Origin of the sequence: Pandoraea anapnoica (assembly GCF_902459765.1) — a bacterium.
Classification (GTDB): Bacteria; Pseudomonadota; Gammaproteobacteria; order Burkholderiales; family Burkholderiaceae; genus Pandoraea; species Pandoraea anapnoica.
Window position 1 is genome coordinate 206,212 of record NZ_CABPSP010000007.1, and the last position, 23,605, is coordinate 229,816.

Consider the following 23,605-nt stretch of genomic DNA (forward strand, 5'->3'; position numbering starts at 1 on the left):
ACAGACCGGCGTGTGCCGCACGTCAAGCGCAGCCTCGAGGAGACTGTGGAAAATGAGTCAAGTGATCGAAGTGAAAGTCCCGGATATCGGTGACTTCAAGGACTTGCCCGTAATTGAAGTGCTGGTGAAGGCGGGCGACAAGATCGACGCCGAGCAGGCCCTGATCACGCTGGAGTCGGATAAGGCCACGATGGACGTGCCGAGCCCGGCCGCAGGTGTCATTAAAGCGCTGAGCCTGAAGGTCGGCGATGAAGTATCCGAAGGTTCTGTGATTTTGACGCTCGAAACCGCTAACGGCTCGGGCGCACAGGCCAATGGCGCCGCTGCACCGGCCGCTCCGGCTGCGGCACCGCAAGCTGCTGCACCCGCCGCTGTATCGGCCGCCGCCCCGGCAGCGCCTGCTGCCCCGGCCGCTAGCGGCGGTAGCAGCAAGATCGACGTCAAGGTGCCGGATATCGGCGGTTATGACGACGTGCCCGTGATCGAAGTGCTGGTGAAGGTGGGCGACATCGTCACTGCCGAGCAATCGCTCGTGACGCTGGAATCGGACAAGGCCTCGATGGACGTGCCTAGCCCGGCCGCAGGTGTGGTGAAAGAACTGAAGGTGAACGTCGGTGACAAGGTCTCCGAAGGTTCGCTGATCCTCGTGCTCGAAGGCGCGGCTGCCGCTCCGGCTGCGGCACCCACCAAGGCAGCAGCCCCGGCCGCCGCACCGGCACCCGCCGCCCAAAGCGCAGCGCCCGCACCAGCACAGGCTCCGGCGGCAGCACCGGCGCCGGCCGCTGTTCCTGCGGCAGCACAAGGCAGCCAGCCGATCAGCCACGCCAGTCCGTCGGTGCGTAAGTTCGCACGCGAACTGGGCGTGGATATCACGCAGGTCAAGGGCACGGGGCCGAAGGGCCGCGTGGTCGTCGACGACGTGCGCAACTTTGTCAAGAGCGCACTTTCCGGCAACCGTCCGGCCGCTGCAGGCGCTGCGCCGGCGGGTGGTGGCGAGTTGAATCTGCTGCCGTGGCCGAAGGTCGATTTCGCGAAGTACGGTCCTGTCGAGCCGAAGGCGCTCTCGCGCATCAAGAAGATCTCCGGCGCGAACCTGCATCGCAACTGGGTCATGATCCCGCACGTCACGAACAACGACGAAGCGGATATCGGTGAACTCGAAGCGTTCCGCGTGCAGTTGAACAAGGAAAACGAAAAGGCTGGCATCAAGGTCACGATGCTTGCGTTCGTCATCAAGGCCTGCGTGCTGGCCCTGAAGAAATTCCCGACGTTCAACGCCAGCCTCGACGGCGACAATCTGGTCTTCAAACAGTACTTCCACATCGGTTTCGCCGCCGACACGCCGAACGGCCTCGTGGTGCCGGTCGTTCGCGACGCGGACAAGAAGGGTGTGTTCGAGATCGCTCGCGAAACGTCGGAACTGGCAAAGCTCGCCCGCGAAGGCAAGCTCAAGCCGGATCAGATGCAAGGTGGCTGCTTCTCGATTTCGTCGCTCGGCGGCATCGGTGGCACGACCTTCACGCCGATCATTAACGCACCGGAAGTTGCCATTCTGGGTCTGTCGCGTTCGTATCAGAAGCCAGTGTGGGATGAGCGCAAGCAGCAGTTCCTGCCGCAACTGACGCTGCCGCTGTCACTGTCCTACGATCACCGCGTGATCGATGGCGCAGAAGCCGCTCGCTTCAACGCCTACCTGGGGCAGCTGTTGGCGGACTTCCGTCGCGCGATGCTGTAATGGATTTTGCCGCCGGCGGCGCGTGAGCGCACCGGCGGCATTCGCGCAAGCTTCAGGATTCTGGACGGGGAGGGCATCATGACCACCGTGGTAGTCGTCAAGAAGGCAGGGGAAATCGCCATTGCCGCCGATTCGCTCGTCACGTTCGGCGATACCCGGCTGTCGCAATCCTACGAAGAGAACCGCAAGGTTTTTCTCGTGGGGGATTCCTATGTCGGTCTGGCCGGCACGACGGCACATTTTCCGGTCATGCGCGCCATTCTTTCCGGTATGGCGGATGAGTGCCGTCTCCATTCGCGAGACGAAGTTTTCCGCACGTTCTGCCGGGTCCATCAGAAGCTCAAGGAAGAGTATTTCCTCAACACAAAGGAAGAGGAAGACGACCCGTACGAGTCGTCGCAGATCACGAGCGTGATCGCGAATCCGACAGGGATCTACGGGGTGTATTCCTACCGGGAAGTGTTCGTTTTCGATCGGTTCTGGGGGATCGGTTCGGGGCGCAATTTCGCGCTCGGCGCCATGTATGCCCTCTACGACCAGGATCTGAGCGCACGTGCCATCGCCGAAGCCGGCGTGAAGGCGGGGGCGGAATTCGACAAGAGTTCGGCCGGTCCGTTTCAGGTGCATGAGTTTCCGATCGATACCACCATCAAGTCATAAATGCGACAGGGAGACCCCGCATGAGTCTCATTGAAGTCAAAGTGCCGGATATCGGCGCAGAGGGCGTAGACGTCATCGAAGTGATGATCAAGCCCGGCGACAAGATTGCCAAGGATGCGTCGTTGATCACGCTCGAATCCGACAAGGCTTCCATGGAAGTGCCGTCCGAAGTAGCGGGCACGGTCAAGGAAGTGAAGATCAAAGTGGGCGATAAGGCCAGCGAAGGGACGTTGATCGCTATTGTGGAGGCGGAAGATGCGGGCGCCGCCAAGGCTGCCGCGCCTGCCGCAGCGCCGGCACCTGCAGCGGCACCTGCTGCTGCAGCGAGCGCACCGGCCCCGGTTGCTGCCAAGCACAGCGGCAGCGCCGACATCGAATGTGAAGTGCTCGTGCTGGGCGCAGGACCGGGCGGATACTCGGCTGCATTCCGCAGCGCGGACCTCGGGCGCAAGACGGTGCTCGTCGAACGCTACGCAACGCTCGGTGGTGTCTGCCTGAACGTGGGTTGCATTCCGTCGAAGGCCCTGCTGCACACGGCAGCCGTGCTTGAAGAGGCGCAGTCGCTGGGCCACCACGGCATTTCGTTCGCCAAGCCCGAAGTCGATCTCGACAAGCTGCGCGCATACAAGGAAAGCGTCGTTGGCAAGCTGACCGGTGGCTTGGCTGGTATGGCTAAGATGCGTAAGGTCGAAGTCGTGACTGGCGTCGGTGCGTTCCTCGATGCGAATCACGTCGAAGTCGTCGACAAGGACGGCAAGAAGACGGTCGTGAAATTCGCGCAGGCTATCATCGCGGCAGGCTCGCAAGCCGTGAAGCTGCCATTCCTGCCGGAAGATCCTCGTATCGTCGATTCGACCGGCGCGCTTGAACTGCGCCAGATTCCGAAGAAGATGCTGGTGATTGGTGGCGGCATCATCGGTCTGGAAATGGCCACGGTCTACAGCGCGCTGGGCGCGGAGATCGACGTCGTCGAAATGCTCGACGGTCTGATGCAGGGCGCTGACCGCGATCTGGTCAAGGTCTGGCAAAAGATGAACGACAAGCGTTTTGGTCGCGTCATGCTCAAGACCAAGACGGTGGGCGCGGAAGCCAAGGCCGACGGCATCTACGTGAAGTTCGAAGGAGAAGCTGCACCGGCAGAGCCGCAGCGTTACGACCTCGTGCTGGTGGCCGTGGGCCGTAGCCCGAACGGCAAGAAGATCAGCGCCGAGAAGGCCGGTGTGGTGGTGGGTGATCGCGGGTTCATCTCGGTGGACAAGCAGATGCGCACCAATGTGCCGAACATCTTCGCGATCGGCGACATCGTCGGTCAGCCGATGCTGGCGCACAAGGCGGTGCATGAGGCGCACGTCGCGGCTGAAGCCGCGAACGGTGAGAAGGCTTACTTCGACGCGATCCAGATCCCGTCGGTCGCTTACACCGATCCGGAAGTGGCTTGGGCCGGTAAGACGGAAGATCAGCTCAAGGCGGAAGGCGTCAAGTTCGGCAAGGCCGTGTTCCCGTGGGCCGCATCGGGCCGCGCGATTGCAAACGGTCGCGACGAAGGTTTCACCAAGTTGCTGTTTGACGAAGAGACGCACCGAATTCTCGGCGGCGCTATCGTCGGCACGCATGCGGGTGACCTGATCGGCGAACTTTGCCTGGCTGTCGAAATGGGCGCGGACGCTGTTGATATCGGCAAGACCATTCATCCGCACCCGACGTTGGCTGAGTCGGTCGGTATGGCCGCTGAAATCTACGAAGGCGTTTGCACCGACGTTCCGCCGCCGCGCAAAAAGTAAGACTGCGCATTCGGCATCCTGCGCACGCGAGCGCGCAGGAACAAAAAACCGCCACTCCCTGGGGAGTGGCGGTTTTTTATTGGGTGTCACAAGTGGGGGGGCGTGCCTCTTGCTATCGCGAATGCGGCGACACAAAAAGAAAACCCGGCTCAAGGCCGGGTTCGAAAGGTACCTGCGGTACCGAGGAGACAACTGGGTGTCGCTACGACTTGGGGTGCAGCGACAAACGGTTGGCGTCCCGGATAACGACTGGCAGGACGCTATCGATTACTTCTTGGCGGTGGCAGCACGCGAAGCCTGAGCCGCAGCCTTCGAGGCGACGTTCGTCGCAGCAGCGAAGTTCGTCTCAGCGATTTCGACGGCTTGCTTGGTGGCCTTCTGGACGCTGTCGAACGCGCTGTTGGCAGCGGACAGGGCCGACTTGGCCAGTGCAACGGCGGACTCCGAACCGGCCGGGGCGTTCTTGGCCAGGTTGTCGAACAGCGCTTGCACGTTCTGCGAGCCTTCGGCCAGTTGGGCTTCAGCCACCTTGGTCACTTCGGCTTGCGTCGACGAAGCGATTTCATACAGGTGACGGCCATACGCGAGTGCCTTTTCGGCAGCCGGCTGAACCAGGTTAGCTTGCAGGGCGAGCAACTCTTGCGCGTCCTTCACAGCGAAAGCCTTTTGTGCGGTCGATGCGGACTCGGCCAGCGATGCCTTCACGGCTTGCAGGTTCAGTTCGACCAGCTTTTCAACGCCTTCGAAGGCCTTGTTGGTCAGACCGAACAGGGTTTCCAGATTGGCTTTGTGTGCGGCGGCGAGTTGCTCGGGGGTCAGAAACGACATGGCGTTCTCCTATGGTGTCATACACAACATATCGACCCACTCCGTGTTCGCTCGTTGGTTCTCACCTTATCCCGGTGAAAACACGGTTGGGGCCTTCTCAGTAAGTGCGATCTCTTTTGTGCATCGCACAATTGCAAGTTTAGAGATATTTTTGTGACTGTCAAGTCATTTTTGTGCATTGCACAAATTCAACAAAAGCTTACAAAATCAGCGACTTGGGATCCCGTAACGGATTGATGACACCGCGTTGCGGCGAGCAATCGTTAAGACGCAAATCCTGTCGTGGTGCGGCTTTGCACCGTATGCGGCATCGGATTTTGCACCACTTTGGCGCCCCGACGGACCCCGGCGGCCGATGGTACTATCGATTCGTTTCGGCACTGGTGGAGCGGTCACGTGTGTCTGGCATGCCTGCGTTTGGAGGAATGCCTCGCGACTACCGTTCTCCAGTGCCGCTGTCATTCAACGCTTTTTTCGCGCGCCGTTCCGTCGGCCTCTCGCATCGATGCAAGCGTTTTACAGCGATCACTTCGTTCTGCCGCTTCCCCCTGGACATCGTTTCCCGATGGAAAAGTACGCACGGCTGCGCGAACGCGTCGCCGGTGAACTGCCGCACGTCGAATTGACGGAGGCGCTGCCCGCAGATGACGTGATGCTCGGGCGAGTGCACTCGCGGGAGTACGTCGAGCGCGTAAGTGCAGGCGAGTTGGATCCGAAAGAGCAGCGCAGTATCGGGTTTCCATGGTCGCCGCAGATGGTCGAGCGCTCGCGACGCTCGGCCGGTGCGACGGTGGCAGCGTGCCGCGCAGCGCTTACCGACGGCGTGGCGGCCAATCTGGCCGGTGGTACGCACCACGCCTACGCCGATCGTGGGGAGGGCTTCTGCGTCTTCAATGACGCCGCCGTTGCGGCGCGAACGATGCAAGCCGAGCTGGGGCCGGGGACACGTGTGGCGATCATCGATCTCGACGTGCATCAGGGCAACGGCACCGCAGCCATTTTCGAGCACGATCCGAGCGTCTTCACGCTCTCGCTGCATGGCGAACATAATTACCCGTTTCATAAGGCGACCGGCGACCTCGACGTGGCGTTGCCTGACGGTTGCGGCGACGACGAATATCTCGTCGCGCTCGGTCATGCGCTGACGGATCTGTTCGCGCAATTTACGCCAACGCTCGTCATTTACCTTGCTGGCGCCGATCCGCTGGAAAACGACAGGCTCGGCCGTCTCTCACTGACGCACGATGGTCTGCTCGCGCGTGACCACCGTGTGCTGAGCGCCTGCGTCGAGCGCGGGTTGCCGGTAGCGATTGCGATGGCGGGCGGGTACGGTCGCGATATCGACCAGACGGTTGCCGCGCATTTCGCCTCGATTCGTCTTGCCAGTCGGTTCCATCGGGCCGTTCGCGGCAGATTTCACGCAAGCGCTGGCGGTGTTCTCGTATGAGCGAGCATCGAACGGCCCCGCCTGCGCAGTCCCCGTCGGCCACTTCAGCATCGAGTTCAGCGCGCGCACCAATGGCATCGACCGGTTCGGTCACGGCGATCTGGAGCGCGACCATGCCGTGGTGGTTCGTGTTGATCTGGAGTACCGGGTTCGTCGTGGCGAAGTACGGCATGCCGAACGCCGAACCGCTGACGTTCCTCGCGTGGCGCTTCGGCTTTACATTGGTCGTTATGTTGCCGATTGCGCTGCTGACGCGGACCCCGTGGCCGATGCGTCCGGTCGCGACAGAGGGTGACGTAACGCGCGCGTCTGCGACGACTGCGATTCACCGCCAACGTATCGACTGGCCGCTGCTTGCACACCTGGCCGTCTCCGGCATCCTGATTCAGGCGGTGTACCTCGGCGGCGTCTGGGCGGCGATCAAACAAGGGGCACCGGCAGGATTGGCCGCGCTGGTCGTCGGCATTCAGCCACTCCTGACGGCGATCTTCGCGCGCGTTGTCGGCGAGCCGGTGTCGCGTCGCCAGTGGCTGGGGCTGCTTTGCGGCTTTATCGGCGTCGGCCTGGTGGTGGCGAACAAGGTGGGCGTTCGCGGCGTCGGCACTGGTGCCGTGCTGCTGTGCGTGCTGAGCCTGTTCGCGATTACGGCGGGCACGCTCTACCAGAAGCGTTTCTGTGCGCATTTCGATTTACGTGTGGGCACCGTCGTGCAGTTCGGTGCGGCCTTCGTGGTGACGCTGCCCGCCGCATGGGCGCTGGAGACTATGCAGGTGCGGTGGAATCTCGAGATGATCGGGGCGCTCGCCTGGTCGGTGCTGGCGCTGTCCATCGGTGCGATTTCACTGCTTTTTCTGCTGATCCGTCACGGCGCGGCGACCAAGGTCTCCAGCCTGATGTATCTGACGCCGCCGACCACTGCCGTCATGGCGTGGCTGTTGTTCGGCGAGACCCTCTCGCCACTGAGCGCTGCCGGTATGGTCGTCGCAGCCCTCGGCGTCGCGCTCGTCATCGAACGGCGGGCGACGACATCCGCAGCGACGTCGTCAGGGACGTGAGCCTCGTGCGCGACATCCACTTTGCACGCCTTGTTCAGTCCGGGCAGGGCGTTGCCTTCCATTCACAGTTTGTTGCGAGCGTATTGCTATGAAGCATCACTCTGCATTCCCGCATGGTGCCCCGGCCACGACCTCGACATCGACGCAAGTGGCTGGGGAAAGTACGCATCCCTCGTCTGTCAACGAGAACACCGCGCTGCGCGTGAAATATGTTGACGAGGCGATTCGTAGTCGACGTTCGATCCGAGCCTATTTGCCGACGCCGGTGCCGCAAGCCACTATCGCGGACATCCTGTCGGTAGCATCGCGAGCGCCCTCCGGCAGCAACATCCAACCGTGGCAAACGTATGTGCTTACCGGCCAGGCATTGAAACGACTGACGTCGCGTCTGCTGGATGCGTTCAACGATCCGGCGCAGCGATTGATACATCAGGAGGAGTACGCGTACTACCCGCGTGAATGGACCGAGCCGTATCAGGCGAGGCGTCGCAAGGTGGGCTGGGATCTGTACGGCTTGCTGGGCATCGGTCGCGCCGACAAGGCACGCATGCATGGTCAGCACGCCCGCAACTTCACCTTTTTCGACGCGCCGGTCGGGTTGCTCTTCACGATCGACCGGCATCTGGAGCAGGGGAGTTGGCTGGATTACGGCATGTTCCTGCAAAGCGTGATGGTCGCGGCGCGGGCACGGGGTCTGGACACTTGTCCGCAGGCGGCATTTGCCACGTTTCATCAAGTAATTGCTGCGGAACTGCATCTGCCAGAGACTCGAATGGTCGTGTGTGGCATGGCGATGGGCTATGCGGACCCTGCTGCCGTGGAAAACGGTCTCGTCACCGAACGCGCGCCGCTCGACGAGTGGGCGCACTTTTTGACCTAACGTATATCAAGAGGTTGGCGTAATTTGGCAAAATTTGGCGAATGTGTAATTTGGCGCGTTGCGGTGCACAAAACTGCCAGATGCCGGTTTAAGTATTTCAGCTAAGTCGTTCATATTGCTTATTTTTTCGGAAGTTACTAAACTTCTCCCAAACTCGTTGCCTGCCAACCCTACGCTACCCCCAATCTATGTACGCGATCACCACCCTTGCGCGTCTGTGCCGCTCCCGTCTCTGGGGTGCTGCCGTCGTGGCGATCTCGCTCGCCGCCGGTGCCCCGGCAGTCGTTCACGCCGCCGGTAAGACGAGCGAATGCTCGCCGAAGACGGCCAAGACTGCCGCTCAGAAACGCGCGTGCGCGAATCCCAAGGCGACGAAAGCCGTCGCCACGTCCAAAGCCGGCGCCAAACGCGCTGCCGCCACACCTGCCGCTCGTGAAACGAAGAGCGCCAAGGCTGGCGGCAAAGCCCGCAAGCTCGCTGCCGTCGAGGATGACGGACCCGCAGCGAAGAAGGTCGCCGTCAAACGCGTCGTCTACAAGAACGGCAAGCGCCGTGTAGTGACGTCGTATCGCACCGTCAACTTTGCACCGCAAGCCCCGGAGCGTCTCTCGACGGGGCGTGCTTTCGGTCTGCATGAAACGCCGGACGCGCTCGCGCTGCGTTCCTCCGTCGCCTACGTGGTTGACGAGCGCACCGGCGAATCGCTGTTCGACAAGAACTCGCAAGCCGTGCTGCCGATCGCCTCGATCTCGAAGCTGATGACGGCGATGGTGTCGCTCGACGCCGGCGTGCCGATGACCGACGTCATGGAAGTGACCGACGAAGATCGCGACTACGAGAAGGGCACGGGTTCGCGCCTGTCGGTGGGCTCGCGACTGTCGCGCGAAGACATGCTGCACATTGCGCTGATGTCGTCGGAGAACCGTGCGGCGGCAGCGTTGTCGCGCTACTTCCCGGGCGGCCGCCCGGCGTTCCTCGCTGCGATGAACGCCAAGGCGAAGCAACTGGGCATGAACGACACGCACTTCAACGATCCGACGGGTCTGTCGAGCCAGAACGTGTCGAGCGCACGTGACCTCGTGAAGATGGTCAAGGCGGCTTATCAGTATCCGATGATTCGTCGATTCTCGACGGATAGCAATTACGACGTGAACACCGGTCGTCGCGAACTGCACTACGTAAGCACGAACCACCTGATCGGTCATTCGGGCTGGGAGATCGGCCTGCAGAAGACGGGTTATATCAACGAAGCAGGCCAGTGCCTCGTGATGCAAGCCAACGTCGAAGGTCGTCCGGTGATCATGATTCTGCTGGACTCGACCGGCAAGTATTCACGCTTCGCCGACGCCACGCGTGTTCGCAAGTGGCTGTTGGAAGGCGGCGGCGCTACGCCGCAACGTACGGCCGGTACCACGCCGACGGCGCAAGTGGCGACCAATAACGGACACGCGCTGTAATTCGCATTACGGTGCAGATGTAAAAGAAAGGCGCTCCCTCGGGAGCGCCTTTTGTTTTGTGCGACGGGATGAGCGTTGGTGTGGGGCGCAAGAGTATCGCGCCCTACACGCCATGGCGAATCACTCTGCCGTGGCGACCTGCGACATGCCGCCACCCATATCCGGGTTCGGCGCATGAAAGCCGAGCGACGACGAGATTTGCAGCGCCGTCTCGTTCAGATTCGCCAGCCAGGCGTCTTGCAGGCGATCGGCCGGGGCGGAGAGCGAGAGGCCTGCCACGAGCTTGCCGCTGTCGTCATAGATCCCGGCAGCGATGCATCGCACCCCTAACTCAAGCTCTTCATTGTCGCGCGCATAGCCTGACTTGCGTACGTGCGTCAGCTCACGTTCGAGTTTTTGCAAATCGGTGATGCTATTGCGCGTGTGGCCCGAGAGTCCGGTGCGCGTGGCATAGGCGCGCACGCGCGATGCTTCGTCGGCAGCCAGGAACAGCTTGCCGACCGACGTCAGGTGCAGCGGCGCGTGACCACCGATGGCGCGAACCACCTGCATGCCGGAACGCTCGCTGTAAGCGCGTTCGATATAAACGATTTCGTCGCCCTGACGGACCGACAGGTTGACGGTCTGTCCGGTGATGCGGTGTAGGCCGCGCATGGGCGTGAGCGCAGCGTCACGCACCGACAGGCGCGCTTTGACCAGATTGCCGAGTTCCAGCAAACGCATGCCGAGACGGTAAGTGCCGGGATCACAGCGGTCGACGAAGCGGCACGCCACCATGTCGTTCAGAATGCGGTGCGCGGTCGACGGATGAAGTTCGGTGGCTTGCGCCAACTCTTTGAGACTCACGGGATCGGCATGTCCGGCAAGGGCGTCGAGCAAACGCATCATGCGCTCGATCACCTGAATGGACGTGCGCGACTCCGCGCCTTGACTGGTGTCGTCTTTCATGAGGTAGGGCCGGGTTTCGTATAGCGTCGATTCTATATCATATGGTGAAAAATTCGCAGGTTTCGGGTAGACGATTCCTGCAAATAGTCGGTGCATCAATCCTGATTTTGCACACGATTTGCAGGACATCACGACGCCATCGACCGATTTAAGTGGCGAGTAGCGTTCATTCGGTGCCAGAAATCTAAAGTGAACTGCCGATCGCCTCACTACCATGCACTTCAGTTCAGCAACGATGTGGAGCCCTATGTCGCATTGGGGACGTCGACATCAGCAAAGTGAGGGGAGGTATGCACCACGAATATGTGAGTTATCCGGGGTATTCCCATTTTCCGATGGTGATCGATCGACTGGATATGCCGGTGAGGGTGTACGAAAAGGGTGCATCGATCGCGCAAAAACGTGATGAGATCGTTTCGCAATTGGCGCACATTCGAAACACACAGCAAGCGAGGGGGGCGAGCACCTATTCCGTCGACAACCTGTCGGCCGCGTTCGAGAAGTCCTTCGGCAAGGCGACATCTGGTTACTGGCGTGGGGGGCTGCGCGATCCGTTTTGGCGATGCTTGCTTGTACCGGATTCGCCTGGATTTATTTGTTCGATGGTCGCTGACCAACTCGATGAAGCGTGCGAGGAGCGCTTGACGCCATCCGCGAAGCGATTCCTAAAGATTCTGACTTGTCTGAGCGAGGCGCTGGCGCTTCATCGTGAAATGTTGCGCGGGCGTGAGTCGCTCCTGGCGCAGTCTGACCGACTCGGGAACCGCGCGCTCGACGATGTCAATGCCGATTGGGGGATGTTGGATGACAGAAAGCGTAAGCACATGGTGTTTCGCGCTGAAACAGCATTGTTCGTCGAACAGATGCGATGCGCAGTGGATGAGGCGCGCTCAAACGTGAGGCAGGAGAAGAAGCATCACGGTAAGCGTGAGGCGATCAACGGTGGGCTATACACCATTGCAGCAGTCGTGTCCGGTATTGCTTTGATTGTGTCGACCTGGGTCGTGGCGATCATTGGCTTTTGCATCGCCATGGTGATCCGGTGTGTCAGTTTAGGGAGTATTCGTGGCTTCGACAGAGAGAAGGGCTGGAAGGCTGTAGAGAGCCTTCTCGATCAGACGAAGGACTTCATCAATAGAGAGGAGAACGCTATGCACTTATCGTTAAACACAGTGATTTCGTTGGAGCAAGCCAATCAGGACCGGTTGGTATGGCAGCAACTGCAAAAAACCTTGCATACCGTCAATCGGAACTCTGAACAGGGGGAAAAGACGTGGGGCGCCGTTTGCGCGCTTCAGCAAGCCGTCGCCTCGGACCAGGGGAGGAAGACATGGGACGCGGTTTGCGAGCTTCAGCAGGCCGTCGCAGCAGGCACGGCTGAAACCAGTTCGATAAAGCAGGAGCTCCAGCGGACATCGACGTCGCTGCGTGACGATATAGCAAAGTTGCGCAACATGATTCTGTTCGATACGTCATCGCGCCAATCTTCGACTCCGGAAGGGCGGCCTGCGTCGTGTGGTCCCGAGAGCGTCACGCCCCGCGTGCCTATGGAGCGTGCCACGTCGCTCGACACGTTCCGTCCGTCTTCGATTTCGCCTCAGCTAAGGGCGTGAGGCGTCGCAGCGCACAAGCCATAGGTCCGGGAATCTACGCTGGGCCGGTTCGGCCCGGCGACTTATAATGGCGCATTATTCCCGAAAAGAGGATTCCCCCAATGCGCGTCGGACTGTTTGTCACGTGTCTGATCGACATGATGCGGCCGGAGATTGGCTTTTCTACGCTCAAGCTGCTCGAGACAGCCGGCTGCGAGGTCGTGATTCCCGATTCCCAGACCTGCTGTGGCCAGCCGGGCTACAACTCGGGTGAGCGCGCCATTGCTCGCGACCTCGCCCAGAAATTCCTCGACGAATTCGAATCGTTTGACTACGTCGTCGTACCGTCCGGCTCATGCGGCGGTATGGTCAAGGCGCACTACGGCGACCTCTTTGCCGACGATCCCGAACTCATGGGCCGTTACGAGCGTCTGCGTCCGCGCGTGTATGAACTCACGGACTTCCTCGTCAACGTGCTGCACGTCGACACCGTGCCCGGCGACTACAACGGGGAGGTGACGTATCACGATTCCTGTTCCGGTCTGCGCGAACTTGGCGTGAAGACGCAACCGCGCACGCTGCTCGCCAAAATGCCCGGCGTGAAGATGACGGAGATGAAGGACTGTCAGGCGTGCTGTGGCTTTGGTGGTACGTTCGCGCTCAAGTACGGCAACATCTCGACGGCAATCGTCGACGAGAAGTGCGCCAACATCGCCGCCAGCGGTGCGCCTGCCGTTGTGCTGGGCGACCTGGGGTGCATGCTCAACATCGAAGGGCGTCTGCGCCGCACCGGTGACACGCGCACGCGCGTGCTGCACATTGCGCAGGTGCTCGCTGGCGATGCCTGAGCACGCCGCCATCTTCCCGACCTTCTGGCTTGTGCGCGCCGACACCGTTGCGCGCGCATGCCGTCATCACATCATGTGAGTCGCGATGCAAGTTCAATCGATGCAATTCAAGGCGCGTGCCGGGCAGAAGCTTGCCGACCAGCGTCTGCAAGCCAACCTCAAGAAGCTCTCGACCAAGTTTGTGACGGCGCGCGCGAGCGCCATGGAAGAGATCGATTTCGAGGCGACACGTGAGGCGCTCAAGGAGCGTCGTAATCGCGGGATCGAGAATCTCGACGTCTGGCTGGAGATCTTCGAGCGTGAAGCCACGCGACGCGGCGCGACCGTCCTGTTCGCCGAATCGACGCAGGACGCCGCGCGTCTGATTGCCGAGATCGCGCGCAAGCACGACGTCAAGAAGGTGATTAAATCGAAATCGATGGTCACCGAAGAGCTGCAACTCAACAAGGTGCTCGCCGACATGGGCGTGCAGTCGGTCGAGACCGACCTTGGCGAGTACATTCTTCAGATCAACGATAACGAGCCGCCGTCGCACATCATCGCGCCGGTCGTACATAAGGATAAGGACGAGGTCGCGGACCTGTTCGCGCGCGTGCACCAGAAGCCGCGTCTGACCGAAATCCCGCTGATGACCCGCGAAGCCCGCGAGATGCTGCGCCCGCAGTTCCTGTCGGCGGACATGGGCGTGACGGGCGGTAACTTCCTCGTCGCAGAAACCGGTTCGGTGGCCGTGGTGACCAACGAGGGCAACGAAGGCATGTGCACGATCATGCCGCGCGTGCACGTGGCTGTCACCGGCATCGAGAAGGTACTGCCGACGCTGGAGGATCTCGCCACGGCGATGCGTCTGCTGCCGCGCTCGGCCACCGGGCAAGGCACGTCAAACTACTTCTCGTTGCTCACCGGTACGCGCGCCGAGGGTGAGGTCGACGGGCCGGATCACATGTACTTCGTGATCGTCGACGGTGGACGTTCCGGTCTGATCGGCGGCGCGTTTCAGGAGATGCTGCGCTGTATTCGCTGCGGTGCGTGCATGAATCACTGCCCGGTGTATCAGAAGATCGGCGGCCACGCGTATGGATGGGTGTATCCGGGGCCGATGGGTTCGGTGCTCACGCCGAGCTACGTCGGGCTGGAGAAGACGCTTGATTTGCCGCAGGCTGCGACCCTGTGTGGCGAGTGCAATCGCGTTTGTCCGGTGGGGATTCCGATTTCGGATTTGCTGCGCAAGCTGCGCGAGCGTCAGGTGGATCGGGGGCTGCGTCCGTGGCGCGAGCGGGCGGCGCTGGCGGCGTGGGCGTTTACTGCGCGTCGACCGCGTTTGTACGCCACGCTGTCGGGTCTCGGTTCGTGGGCGTTAAAGCGCATGGGCCGCGATCGCGGGAGTATCTCCAGGCTGCCTTTCGCTGGCGGATGGACGGATACGCGCGAGATGCCTGCACCGAGCGGCAAGACTTTCCGCGCGATGTATCGCGAGCGTCGCGCACCGCGCTGATTGCGTCGACACCCAACAAAAAAAGCTGGCCTCCCTGCGGAGTGCCAGCTTTTTTTACGTCCCGCCGAAGTCGGTGGTGTTCGGCTGTGCTCAGGTACGGGAGGGCAGGGCAAGGCGCTTTTCAATGCGACGTTGCAATGCCGACAGTCCCGTCGACAGCACCCAGTAGATGGCAGCGCATGCGAGGTACAACGGCAACGGCTGATACGTCGACGCGATGACTTCCTGTGCCGAGCGCAGCAACTCCGTCACGGTAATCACGGAGACCAGCGACGTGTCCTTGATCAGGCTGATCAGACTGTTACCGAGGCTCGGCACGGCAATGCGCAGCGCTTGCGGTCCGATGATGTAACGCAACGTTTGCCAGTACGACAGTCCGAGACTGTACGCGGCGAGCCATTGTCCACGCGGCATGCCTTCGAGCGCGCCGCGCATGCTCTCCGACAGATACGCGCCGACGTTCAGGCTGAGCGTGAGCACGCCGGCGGCCGTCGGTTCGAGAGAGATGCCGACGCCCGGCAGGCCGTAATAGATGACGAAGATCTGCACCAGCAGCGGCGTGCCGCGCATGATGCTGACGTAGGCACGCGCAATGGCCCGGAACACGCGCACCTTGCCGATGCCCATGACCGCCACGATGATGCCGATCGCCAGACCGAACACCATCGACATCAATGCGAACTTGATGGTGAGCACGGTGCCCTGCAACAGCACTGGCAAGGATTGGGCCGCGAGTTCGAATGGATTCATGGGGGAGTGTCTTAGGGAATGTCTTGCGTCGGATAGACAACGGCCGGCATCCGCAACGTTGGCGTGATGCCGGCCGTGAGTCCTATGCGATTGTCGTCTCTATCGCCGTCGTTACCGTATTACTGGGCCGGTTTGGACGTGTCCTTGCCAAACCACTTCTGCGCAATCTTGGCGAGCGAGCCGTCCTGCTTCATGCCGGTCAGCGCGTCGTCGATAGCCTTGGCGAATGCCGGATTGCCCTTGCGGAACGGAATGCCGACGGCCTGATTCGTGCCCGGCAACACCGCGCCTGCCTGGAGCGGCAGCTTAGCGTTCTGAAGCAGATACGCCATCATCAACTGGTCATTGAGCGCGGCATCGACACGGCCGGCGGCGAGATCGGCGAGGTACTCGGGCGCGCCAGGGTAGGTGCGCACGTCGATACCGGCCACTGCCTTCGCCATCTTGTCGTAGTTGCTGCCAAGGCTTACGCCGAGCTTGTGGCCCTTGAGATCGTCAAGCGTCTTGAATTCGCGCTTGTCGTCCTTGCGACGAATCAGTTGCGCCGCCGAGTACGTGTAGGGCTCGCTAAAGTCGAGCGACTTCTTGCGCTCGTCGGTGATGGCGACCTGATTGACGATGACGTCGAACTTGCCTGCCTGAAGACCGCCGATGATGCCGCTCCATTCGGTCGTGACGAACTGGGGCTTCACGCCGAGGCGCTGAGCCACGGCTTTGGCGACATCGACGTCGAAGCCGTCGAGCTGACCGGACTTGTCGCGATAGTTGAACGGCGGGTAGGTGCCTTCGATGCCGATCTTCAGCACGCCCGCGGACTTCACGGTGTCGAGCAGGTCAGCGGCGCGGGCGGGCGACGTGCCGATAAGGGCGGCCGCGGCCAGGGGTACGAGGCAAAGCGTCTTGAGCCAGGATTTCATGATGTCTGGTTATCCCTGTGTCAGATGAAGGGGACGCTGACGTTCGACCTGTCAGACCGTGCGCAGCGCTTGTACGCATTCTCGCACCAGCTCGGGGCCGCGGTAAATCAGGCCGCTGTACACCTGAACCAGACTGGCGCCGGCGTCGAGCTTCGCCTGCGCGTCCGCACCCGACAGAATGCCACCGACACCGATGATCGGCAGTGCGCCACCCAGCTCGGTGGCCAACGCGCGGATGACGCGGTTGGATGCGTCGAACACCGGACGTCCCGACAGTCCGCCCGTTTCGTTGGCGTACGGCAGGCCGGCGACAGCCTCACGCGAGAGCGTGGTATTGGTCGCAATCACACCGTCGAAACCGTGGCGCGTGAGCGTGCCGGCGATCACCTTGATTTGCTCGTCGTCGAGATCCGGTGCGATCTTCAAGGCGATCGGAACGTACTTGCCGTGACGGTCAGACAGCGCGCTCTGTTTGTCCTTGAGCTTGCCGAGAAGAGCATCGAGTTCGTCGCCGCCTTGCAGTTGACGCAGGTTCTTGGTGTTCGGCGACGAGATATTCACCGTCACATAGGTGGCGTACGGATAAACCTTCTCGAGGCAGATCAGATAGTCGTCGACGGCGCGCTCGATGGGCGTATCGGCGTTCTTGCCGATGTTCAGGCCCAGCGGTCCCTTGTAGCGCGCGGACTGTACGTTCTGCAGGAATTGCTCGACGCCGCCGTTGTTGAATCCCATGCGGTTGATGATGGCTTCGGCTTGCGGCAGACGAAAGATGCGCGGCTTCGGATTGCCCGCCTGCGGGCGCGGTGTCACCGTTCCCACTTCGACGAAACCGAAGCCGAGGGCGGCGAGACCGTCGATGCAACTGCCGTCCTTGTCGAGGCCGGCTGCGAGGCCGACGGGGTTCGGGAAGCGGATGCCCATGACCGTGCGCGGCGATTCGGGGAGCGTCTGACCGACGAGACCGGCCAGGCCGAGCGAGGCGGCGCCGCGCAGCGTAGCCAGCGTCAGATGGTGGGCTTGTTCGGCGTCAAGGCAGAACAGGGCGCGACGGGCCAGAGGGTAGAGAGGCGCAAGCACGATGTCGGGTTCGGCAGAATCGGAAAGTCGCCATTTTACCGGTATCCCGGGCGCGGAGCGCGTCTTTTTCTACGCTCTGCGTACTCCTGTTTTGCGTAGGTGCGGAGGGCGGATGAGCGCGATGCGCACTGACGCGAAGCGGACCCGTGCGACAGGCGGGTGGACTATTGACCCGGTGACTGACCGGCCGCGTCAAGCATGGCCTCGGGCATGTCTTGCCATTGGCCGTCGAGCAGGCCTTGCAGCGGGCGGAAATTGGCCTTGTAGACCATTTTGCGGCTCTGCTGAATCCAGTAGCCGAGGTAGACGTGAGGCAGTCCGAGCGCGCGTGCCTGTTCGATCTGCCACAGGATGTTGTACGTGCCGAAGGACGCCCCTTCGACATCCGGATCGAAGAACGTGTAGACCGACGACAAGCCGTCGCTCAGGATGTCGACCATGCTGATCATGCGCAGCGTGCCTGCCCCCTGATGGCCCGGCGGCTCGCGAAATTCCACCAGACGCGAGTTCACGCGGCTTTGCAGCAGGAACTGCTCGTACTGCTCGCGGCTGTCGTGATCCATGCCGCCGCCGGCGTGGCGTCGCGACTGGTAGCGCATGTAGAGCTGGTAGTGCTCTTCGGTGTAGTGCAGTCCGGAAACGTTGACGGCAAGTGCCGCGTGGCGCTTCCAGATACGACGTTGCGTGCGGTTGGGGACGAAGCGGGCGATCGGCACACGCACCGGAACGCAGGCGCGGCAGCCGTCGCAGTACGGGCGGTATGTGAACACGCCGCTGCGACGAAAGCCGGAGCGCACGAGTTCGCTATAGACGTCCGAATTGATCAGATGGCTGGGGGTGGCGACCTGCGAGCGTGCGGTGTGATTGTCGAGATAGCTGCAGGGGTACGGCGCTGTTGCGTAGAACTGAAGGGCGGACAGCGGGGAGAGCGGCAGTTCGTTCGGATGGGTCACTGCGAAACCTCGTGAGCCTTGTCTGCTGCGTTACCGTAGGCCAGTGCGCTGAGCATCTGTTTGTCCAGACGCCAGACCGGCGCGGGGGCCACGACCGCCTTTTGCACATGCGCCAGAAAGGCCTGGCGGGGGATTTCGCTGCCGCCAAGTGACGCCAAGTGCGCGGTACTTTGCTGGCAGTCTATCACCTCTATTGCGTGTGTGCGTGCAAACGAGACGAGCGCGGCCAGCGCGATTTTCGAGGCGTCGGTGCGTTTGGCAAACATCGATTCGCCGTAGAACATGCGCCCGAGCGCGACACCATACAGGCCGCCGACGCGCTCTCCTTCGTAGTACGTCTCCACGCTGTGCGCGAGTCCTGCGTCGTGCAGCGCGCGGTAGGCGTTGACGATGGCGGGTGTGATCCACGTGCCGTCTTGACCGCGACGCGGCGCTTGGGCGCACTCCTGCATGACGGCGGGGAAGTCGACGTCGAGGCGAATTTCCCAGGCATCGTCGCGCAGCACGCGGCGCAGCAATTTGCGGAAGTTGTGACTTATGACGAAGTGCTCGGGCCGCAGCACCATGCGCGGATCGGGGCTCCACCAGAGTACCGGCTGGCCTTGCGAGTACCACGGGAAGATGCCTTGCCGATACGCGGCAAGCAGGCGTTGCGGTGAGAGGTCGAGCCCGGCCGCGAGCAATCCCGGCGCGTCGCTCGATGCGTCGAGCGCTTCGTCTACAGAAGGGAAGGGATCGTTTGCTTCGAGCCAGACGACCATGACGACGTCAACCTTGCAGGGTTTTCGTCGACATCACAGGGCAGGCGCAGATGTCGACGGTGCGTTCAGACACGCAGCATCGGCGTGAGGATGTCCTCGGTGTGCGCCGTGTGCACGGGCAGCGAGGGGACCGGTGCGCCCGGGACGGCGGCATCTGCCGAAGCTTCGACGTGCACACCGAAGGCACCCGCGCGGCGGTCTTCGAAGAAGAAGCGCAGCGTCTTGGCGACGGTCGGGAACGCGATGTCGTCCCACGGGATTTCGTCTTCCGAGAATAGGGCGACTTCCAGGCTCTCTTCACCGGCGGCAAACTGCGGCTCGCGCATCTGGGCCAGATAGAAGATGTGCACCTGATTAACGTGCGGCACGTTGAGCAGCGAGAACAGCGCACCGACTTCGACGACGGCGCCGGCTTCTTCCAGCGTCTCGCGCGCGGCGGCTTGCGACGTAGTCTCTCCGATTTCCATGAAGCCAGCGGGTAGCGTCCAGTATCCGAGTCGCGGCTCGATGGCGCGCTTGCACAGCAACACCTGGTCGCCCCACACAGGCACTGTGCCGAGCACGTTGCGCGGGTTCTGATAGTGGATGGTGCCGCAATGGGTGCAGACATGCCGCTCGCGGTTGTCACCGGGCGGAATGCGCAACTCGACCGTATGGCCGCAGGCGGAACAGAATTGGATGGGAGGACGTCGGTTCATGGTTGCTGCGAGTGTATCACCGGCGACGCGCGCTGTGCGGCGACGCATACTGGGTGCCGGGATAACCCCGGTATTGACGATGTACGGCGGTTTGCGAAGATGTGCGCGGCATGTGCGAACGCATCGCAGGAAAAATATTCGGCGCGCCATGTTGCACTGCGATGGCAATTGTCATATAATCTAATTCTTCAGACGCGGGGTGGAGCAGTCTGGCAGCTCGTCGGGCTCATAACCCGAAGGTCACAGGTTCAAATCCTGTCCCCGCAACCAAATTCGAAAGCCTGATTTCCACAAGAAATCAGGCTTTTTGCGTTTCGGCTTCTGCTTTGCTCGATGTTCACGATTGGTCTCGCGATTGCGCTAGGGATCGTTGGCAAAGCGGCGCAGGTCGAACGGTCACGCTAACGAAATCCAATCACGGGTCTCTATGTCTGGCATCTTCACTCCCGATGAAAACGAATTCGACGCTATCACCGAACTCTGGGAGGCGTCTGTGCGTGCCACGCACGATTTCCTACGCGACGAGGATATTGCGTGGTTGCGTCCGCGAATTCGCAACGAGTATCTGGGCGCGGTGACGTTGCGTGTGTTCCGCGATGACGGTGGCGTCATTCGCGGCTTTCTTGGCGTGTCGCCGGGCAATGTGGAGATGCTGTTCGTCGCCCCCGAGGCACGTCGGCAGGGGATCGGCGCGACGTTACTCGCGTATGCGGTGCGTGAGTTGGACTGTGTCGGTGTCGACGTCAACGAACAGAATCCGCAGGCGCTGGCGTTCTATCGTCGCGAGGGTTTCGAGGTGATGGGACGTTCCGAACTCGATGGTCAGGGGCGTCCGTTCCCGATCCTGCATATGCGGCTAGCAACGGCAAAACCCGTTGCGTCGACTTCAGCTACTGCGACGCCGGCAGCAGGCGCTGTTTAATCTTCGCGCCGAAGACGTTCACCACGAGACCCGTCATGACGAGCACGGCACCGGCGATTTGCGGAGTCGTCAATTGTTCGTCCAGCAACAATGCTGCCGACGCCAGTCCGATGATCGGCACCAGCAGCGAGAACGGTGCGACCTGGCTGGCGGGGTAGCGCGTCATGAGACGCCCCCAAAGCGAGTAGCCGACGAGTGTGGCGATGAAGGCGAGGTAGGCGATTGCGAAGATAGACGACGCCGAGATGTGCTCGAGAGATTGCGTGATCTGCTGCGGACCTTCGAACCAGTATGAGAGTAGGACGAACGGAATCGGCGGAATCAGGCTTGCCCACACGACGAGTCCGACGAGATCGACCTTGCCGATTTTCTTCGTGACGATGTTGCCGGTGGCCCAACTGAGCGAGGCGCACAATGTCAGCACGAAGCCGATGAGCGTCATGGCGCCGCCGCCCTGCATGCCGATGACGGCGAGCCCCGCCGCAGCAATCAACAGGCCGATGACGTTTTGCGCGCGAAAGCGTTCGCCGAGGCACATTGCCGCGAGGCCGAGCGTGAAGAAGGCCTGCGCCTGCAGCACGAGCGACGCGAGTCCGGCGGGCATGCCGACGTACATCGCAGTAAACAGGAGGGCGAACTGGCCGAACGAGATGGTGGCTCCGTAGGCGACCAGCCATCCGAGCGGCACTTGCGGGCGTTTGACGAAGAAGATCGCGGGGAACGCGGCAAGCAAAAATCGGAGTGCGCCCAGCAGCATGGGCGGAACGCCATGCAGGCCGACTTTGATGACGACGAAGTTCACGCCCCAGGCGAGTACGACGATCAGTGCCTGCAAGAGGTCCTTCGGTGCCATGTTGGCGTCTCCTGTTGCCGAATAGTTAATTTGTTATCGACGGAAGGCGAAAGTGTACTCCCGGTGCGTCGGCCTGTCGTGCGGGAAAACCTGTCGGAAGGCTTGCTGGCCGGAGGACGTACGTATGCCCCCTAGGCGCCTCTGGCCCCGGCGGCCGATGATGGATTGGACGGTTTGGAGGCGTGAGAGGCCCGTCGTTTGGACGATTGAGGGCAGGGCGGCGGTCGATGTAGCACGGATGTAGCACTTCTTTGTGCGGTTTGCCGTGCGTCGATCAACCTCAAAATGCGCCCCAAGGGTTTGATTTGCATCGCCCCCTCGGGGCAGAGCTTACGCGTCGAGCTTCAAGCTATTCCGGTTGACCTGCTCGACTCAGTGGCAGAGTTGCTGGCACTCCTTCACAGCCGCTGCCCGGCGGTCGTCGATATACTTCGCAAGATCCTCCACATGCACTCCCTTCGCGCTTTTCTGAGAGCCTTCCATGCGAACTAGCGGAAGCGCGATGTCGCCTGCGCCAATCTTTCGAGTCAGCTTCTCGGCGCTCAGGTGAGAGAAGTAGTCACGGCACACGAGGTCGATAGGGACTACCGCGACGGCACCGTACTGGGCCATAAGAAGAAAAGTGGTGTTCATCGGCTACCTCCTCACGCTTTGCCGGAATCGGTTGGCCGCTCTTTTGTCGCCATCCAAAAGTAGCCGTTGTCCTGACTCCAATACCACGCGTGGTCCTCAAGCGTCGCACCGGTCTCTAGTGCCGAGTCGTAGGCAGCGACGATGGCCTCAGCGGCGCAATCCGCGAGGAAGTGCTTGACGGTCTCCGATTCAGGAATCGTGATCCCGCGACTCGCCCAATATCGCTTCTCGTTCAACTGATGCTCGTCAAAGTTCTTGACGATGTATTTGCCGATGTAGGACGCGATCTTGTGACGCAGACCCACTTCGCGATTCGGATTGCGAACGTCGACGTTGCCGTTGTCTTCACCGACGACGCGCAGCCACAGCGTCCGCAGCACTCGGTAGTTCTGTCGCCCCTTAACGGCGATGTGAAGGTGCCACGCGCCGCGCTTTTGACGCTCTGCCACCGCGACGTACTGGAAGTTCTGAACCCGGCCTAGGAGGCGTCTCAGCGCGTCGAAATCGCGCTTGAGTCGTTCCTTGTCCAGCATGTTCTCGCGATACGTCAGGGTGATCATCCTGTCTGCACCAATGGCTTTGCAGCGCAAGCGAACTTGCTGTTTCGCGCGCTTGGCGGCCATCAACTTGTTCTCCTCCGTGGTCTGCGACTCACCGCGTTTTGCGCGCGGCATGAGGTGAAGCGCTTGCGCCTTCAGGTAGCGGTCGAATCGAACCGCAGTCGCCTCAACTTGACCGTCCTCGAACACACGTCGACGGACGATCCATTCGCGACGGAAGGGGGAGTAGTTCATTACGTTCGTGTCATTCATCGCTTGCCTCAATCACGTTGATCAGGGGTCCCCTTGCGCGGATGGCTTGGGGAGTAAGTGTTCCTGTCGTGCCTTGTCTGGCGAGCGTTTCCGAGGACTTATCGTTAAATGCTAGTGATACAAGTCTACGGGCGCACTTCGTGCGCCCGCCGTCCTCGACCCTGCGGGCGGCGGGCGCTCGCAGTGCTTCCTAGCTGTTGTCCGTAACCCTTCACGAACACGGCGGGCGATAGCGCGCCGTGGACGACCGAAAGGTTTGGCATGAAGGCCAGAATGCAAAGGTATGAGGTGACGGCGGACGCAGGAGGTAATACCCGCTGCTCGGTCACGCAAGCCGCGCTGAGCCGCGCGACAACCGCCCGGACTCCGCAAGGCACGCATACGCAACCCTCTCTCCGGGTACGGCGCTGACACTCCCGACGCTAGACGTCCTGAAAGACGACCGGCTTACGGAAGTACAAACGTCAACGAACGAACCAACGGCTCAGGTTGGGTTACGA

General features: G+C 61.4%; 22 protein-coding genes and 1 tRNA gene. 12 read left to right on the forward strand and 11 right to left on the reverse strand.

Going from position 1 to position 23,605, the window contains the following annotated elements:
• Window positions 1-52: 52 nt before the first annotated feature.
• The 3 genes from aceF to lpdA all read left to right on the forward strand — a co-directional run bounded on the left by aceF (window position 53) and on the right by lpdA (window position 4,176).
• Window positions 53-1,735 carry a dihydrolipoyllysine-residue acetyltransferase gene (gene aceF / locus PAN31117_RS13570; RefSeq protein WP_150738632.1) on the forward strand — a complete coding sequence of 561 codons (1,683 nt, stop codon included), beginning with the start codon at window positions 53-55 and terminating at the stop codon, window positions 1,733-1,735.
• Window positions 1,736-1,813: 78 nt separating this feature from the next.
• Window positions 1,814-2,395 carry an Ntn hydrolase family protein gene (locus PAN31117_RS13575; RefSeq protein WP_039403532.1) on the forward strand — a complete coding sequence of 194 codons (582 nt, stop codon included), beginning with the start codon at window positions 1,814-1,816 and terminating at the stop codon, window positions 2,393-2,395.
• A gap of 20 nt (window positions 2,396-2,415) precedes the next feature.
• Window positions 2,416-4,176, forward strand: a complete 1,761-nt coding sequence (gene lpdA, locus PAN31117_RS13580) for a dihydrolipoyl dehydrogenase (protein ID WP_150738633.1) — start codon at window positions 2,416-2,418, stop codon at window positions 4,174-4,176.
• A gap of 267 nt (window positions 4,177-4,443) precedes the next feature.
• On the opposite strand, the gene PAN31117_RS13585 is transcribed toward lpdA, so the two are convergent.
• The gene (locus PAN31117_RS13585) at window positions 4,444-5,004 is read right to left on the reverse strand and encodes a phasin family protein (RefSeq protein ID WP_150576875.1); all 561 of its coding nucleotides are present in this window, start codon (window positions 5,002-5,004) and stop codon (window positions 4,444-4,446) included.
• A 505-nt stretch (window positions 5,005-5,509) separates the two neighbouring features.
• Between PAN31117_RS13585 and PAN31117_RS13590 the strand changes: the two genes are divergently transcribed.
• The 4 genes from PAN31117_RS13590 to pbpG all read left to right on the forward strand — a co-directional run bounded on the left by PAN31117_RS13590 (window position 5,510) and on the right by pbpG (window position 9,843).
• On the forward strand, window positions 5,510-6,451 hold the full coding sequence (locus tag PAN31117_RS13590; RefSeq protein ID WP_150738634.1) for a histone deacetylase family protein: 942 nt from the start codon (window positions 5,510-5,512) through the stop codon (window positions 6,449-6,451).
• Window positions 6,452-6,522: 71 nt separating this feature from the next.
• Window positions 6,523-7,506 carry a DMT family transporter gene (locus PAN31117_RS13595; protein ID WP_150738635.1) on the forward strand — a complete coding sequence of 328 codons (984 nt, stop codon included), beginning with the start codon at window positions 6,523-6,525 and terminating at the stop codon, window positions 7,504-7,506.
• A gap of 88 nt (window positions 7,507-7,594) precedes the next feature.
• Window positions 7,595-8,386, forward strand: a complete 792-nt coding sequence (locus PAN31117_RS13600; protein WP_246189067.1) for a nitroreductase — start codon at window positions 7,595-7,597, stop codon at window positions 8,384-8,386.
• A gap of 188 nt (window positions 8,387-8,574) precedes the next feature.
• Complete coding sequence (gene pbpG, locus PAN31117_RS13605; protein WP_150738636.1) at window positions 8,575-9,843, forward strand: D-alanyl-D-alanine endopeptidase; 1,269 nt, start codon at window positions 8,575-8,577, stop codon at window positions 9,841-9,843.
• Window positions 9,844-9,963: 120 nt separating this feature from the next.
• Here the strand turns inward: pbpG and PAN31117_RS13610 are convergent, their stop codons facing one another.
• The gene (locus PAN31117_RS13610; RefSeq protein ID WP_150738637.1) at window positions 9,964-10,791 is read right to left on the reverse strand and encodes an IclR family transcriptional regulator; all 828 of its coding nucleotides are present in this window, start codon (window positions 10,789-10,791) and stop codon (window positions 9,964-9,966) included.
• A gap of 290 nt (window positions 10,792-11,081) precedes the next feature.
• On the opposite strand from PAN31117_RS13610, the gene PAN31117_RS13615 reads away from it, so the two are divergent.
• The 3 genes from PAN31117_RS13615 (at window position 11,082) to PAN31117_RS13625 (ending at window position 14,726) form a co-directional block, all read left to right on the forward strand.
• Window positions 11,082-12,404 carry a hypothetical protein gene (locus PAN31117_RS13615; protein WP_150738638.1) on the forward strand — a complete coding sequence of 441 codons (1,323 nt, stop codon included), beginning with the start codon at window positions 11,082-11,084 and terminating at the stop codon, window positions 12,402-12,404.
• A gap of 101 nt (window positions 12,405-12,505) precedes the next feature.
• Entirely contained in the window at window positions 12,506-13,231 is a 726-nt protein-coding gene (locus PAN31117_RS13620) for a (Fe-S)-binding protein (protein WP_150738639.1), read from the forward strand.
• A gap of 85 nt (window positions 13,232-13,316) precedes the next feature.
• A complete protein-coding gene (locus PAN31117_RS13625; RefSeq protein ID WP_150738640.1) occupies window positions 13,317-14,726 on the forward strand; it encodes a lactate utilization protein B in 1,410 nt (469 codons plus the stop codon).
• 90 nt (window positions 14,727-14,816) lie between these two features.
• On the opposite strand, the gene PAN31117_RS13630 is transcribed toward PAN31117_RS13625, so the two are convergent.
• The 6 genes from PAN31117_RS13630 to PAN31117_RS13655 form a co-directional block, all read right to left on the reverse strand.
• Window positions 14,817-15,476: an amino acid ABC transporter permease gene (locus PAN31117_RS13630; RefSeq protein ID WP_039399031.1), complete on the reverse strand. Its 660-nt coding sequence runs from the start codon at window positions 15,474-15,476 to the stop codon at window positions 14,817-14,819.
• Window positions 15,477-15,595: 119 nt separating this feature from the next.
• Window positions 15,596-16,393, reverse strand: a complete 798-nt coding sequence (locus PAN31117_RS13635; RefSeq protein ID WP_150738641.1) for a transporter substrate-binding domain-containing protein — start codon at window positions 16,391-16,393, stop codon at window positions 15,596-15,598.
• Window positions 16,394-16,444: 51 nt separating this feature from the next.
• Complete coding sequence (locus tag PAN31117_RS13640; protein ID WP_150738642.1) at window positions 16,445-17,473, reverse strand: quinone-dependent dihydroorotate dehydrogenase; 1,029 nt, start codon at window positions 17,471-17,473, stop codon at window positions 16,445-16,447.
• A gap of 164 nt (window positions 17,474-17,637) precedes the next feature.
• The gene (locus PAN31117_RS13645; RefSeq protein ID WP_150738643.1) at window positions 17,638-18,426 is read right to left on the reverse strand and encodes an arginyltransferase; all 789 of its coding nucleotides are present in this window, start codon (window positions 18,424-18,426) and stop codon (window positions 17,638-17,640) included.
• The gene (gene aat, locus PAN31117_RS13650) at window positions 18,423-19,187 is read right to left on the reverse strand and encodes a leucyl/phenylalanyl-tRNA--protein transferase (protein WP_150738644.1); all 765 of its coding nucleotides are present in this window, start codon (window positions 19,185-19,187) and stop codon (window positions 18,423-18,425) included. Before aat ends, PAN31117_RS13645 begins: the two co-directional genes overlap by 4 nt.
• Before the next feature lie 65 nt (window positions 19,188-19,252).
• A complete protein-coding gene (locus tag PAN31117_RS13655; RefSeq protein WP_246179626.1) occupies window positions 19,253-19,867 on the reverse strand; it encodes an NUDIX hydrolase in 615 nt (204 codons plus the stop codon).
• 211 nt (window positions 19,868-20,078) lie between these two features.
• Here PAN31117_RS13655 and PAN31117_RS13660 point away from each other — a divergent pair.
• Window positions 20,079-20,155, forward strand: a tRNA-Met gene (locus PAN31117_RS13660).
• A gap of 157 nt (window positions 20,156-20,312) precedes the next feature.
• The gene (locus tag PAN31117_RS13665; RefSeq protein ID WP_150738645.1) at window positions 20,313-20,807 is read left to right on the forward strand and encodes a GNAT family N-acetyltransferase; all 495 of its coding nucleotides are present in this window, start codon (window positions 20,313-20,315) and stop codon (window positions 20,805-20,807) included.
• Here the strand turns inward: PAN31117_RS13665 and PAN31117_RS13670 are convergent.
• The 3 genes from PAN31117_RS13670 to PAN31117_RS13680 form a co-directional block, all read right to left on the reverse strand.
• Window positions 20,776-21,660: an EamA family transporter gene (locus tag PAN31117_RS13670; RefSeq protein ID WP_150738646.1), complete on the reverse strand. Its 885-nt coding sequence runs from the start codon at window positions 21,658-21,660 to the stop codon at window positions 20,776-20,778. The genes PAN31117_RS13665 and PAN31117_RS13670 overlap by 32 nt on opposite strands.
• Window positions 21,661-22,032: 372 nt before the next feature.
• On the reverse strand, window positions 22,033-22,293 hold the full coding sequence (locus PAN31117_RS13675) for a pyocin activator PrtN family protein (protein ID WP_150576891.1): 261 nt from the start codon (window positions 22,291-22,293) through the stop codon (window positions 22,033-22,035).
• An 11-nt stretch (window positions 22,294-22,304) separates the two neighbouring features.
• Complete coding sequence (locus PAN31117_RS13680) at window positions 22,305-23,087, reverse strand: rolling circle replication-associated protein (protein ID WP_246189068.1); 783 nt, start codon at window positions 23,085-23,087, stop codon at window positions 22,305-22,307.
• Window positions 23,088-23,605 lie beyond the last annotated feature (518 nt).

Coding starts and splice junctions, on each gene's coding strand:
- aceF (WP_150738632.1), top strand. CDS start 53: ATGAGTCAAGTGATCGAAGTGAAAGTCCCGGATATCGGTGACTTCAAG.
- PAN31117_RS13575 (WP_039403532.1), top strand. CDS start 1,814: ATGACCACCGTGGTAGTCGTCAAGAAGGCAGGGGAAATCGCCATTGCC.
- lpdA (WP_150738633.1), top strand. CDS start 2,416: ATGAGTCTCATTGAAGTCAAAGTGCCGGATATCGGCGCAGAGGGCGTA.
- PAN31117_RS13585 (WP_150576875.1), bottom strand. CDS start 5,004: ATGTCGTTTCTGACCCCCGAGCAACTCGCCGCCGCACACAAAGCCAAT.
- PAN31117_RS13590 (WP_150738634.1), top strand. CDS start 5,510: ATGCAAGCGTTTTACAGCGATCACTTCGTTCTGCCGCTTCCCCCTGGA.
- PAN31117_RS13595 (WP_150738635.1), top strand. CDS start 6,523: ATGGCATCGACCGGTTCGGTCACGGCGATCTGGAGCGCGACCATGCCG.
- PAN31117_RS13600 (WP_246189067.1), top strand. CDS start 7,595: ATGAAGCATCACTCTGCATTCCCGCATGGTGCCCCGGCCACGACCTCG.
- pbpG (WP_150738636.1), top strand. CDS start 8,575: ATGTACGCGATCACCACCCTTGCGCGTCTGTGCCGCTCCCGTCTCTGG.
- PAN31117_RS13610 (WP_150738637.1), bottom strand. CDS start 10,791: ATGAAAGACGACACCAGTCAAGGCGCGGAGTCGCGCACGTCCATTCAG.
- PAN31117_RS13615 (WP_150738638.1), top strand. CDS start 11,082: ATGCACCACGAATATGTGAGTTATCCGGGGTATTCCCATTTTCCGATG.
- PAN31117_RS13620 (WP_150738639.1), top strand. CDS start 12,506: ATGCGCGTCGGACTGTTTGTCACGTGTCTGATCGACATGATGCGGCCG.
- PAN31117_RS13625 (WP_150738640.1), top strand. CDS start 13,317: ATGCAAGTTCAATCGATGCAATTCAAGGCGCGTGCCGGGCAGAAGCTT.
- PAN31117_RS13630 (WP_039399031.1), bottom strand. CDS start 15,476: ATGAATCCATTCGAACTCGCGGCCCAATCCTTGCCAGTGCTGTTGCAG.
- PAN31117_RS13635 (WP_150738641.1), bottom strand. CDS start 16,393: ATGAAATCCTGGCTCAAGACGCTTTGCCTCGTACCCCTGGCCGCGGCC.
- aat (WP_150738644.1), bottom strand. CDS start 19,187: ATGGTCGTCTGGCTCGAAGCAAACGATCCCTTCCCTTCTGTAGACGAA.
- PAN31117_RS13665 (WP_150738645.1), top strand. CDS start 20,313: ATGTCTGGCATCTTCACTCCCGATGAAAACGAATTCGACGCTATCACC.
- PAN31117_RS13670 (WP_150738646.1), bottom strand. CDS start 21,660: ATGGCACCGAAGGACCTCTTGCAGGCACTGATCGTCGTACTCGCCTGG.
- PAN31117_RS13675 (WP_150576891.1), bottom strand. CDS start 22,293: ATGAACACCACTTTTCTTCTTATGGCCCAGTACGGTGCCGTCGCGGTA.
- PAN31117_RS13680 (WP_246189068.1), bottom strand. CDS start 23,087: ATGAACTACTCCCCCTTCCGTCGCGAATGGATCGTCCGTCGACGTGTG.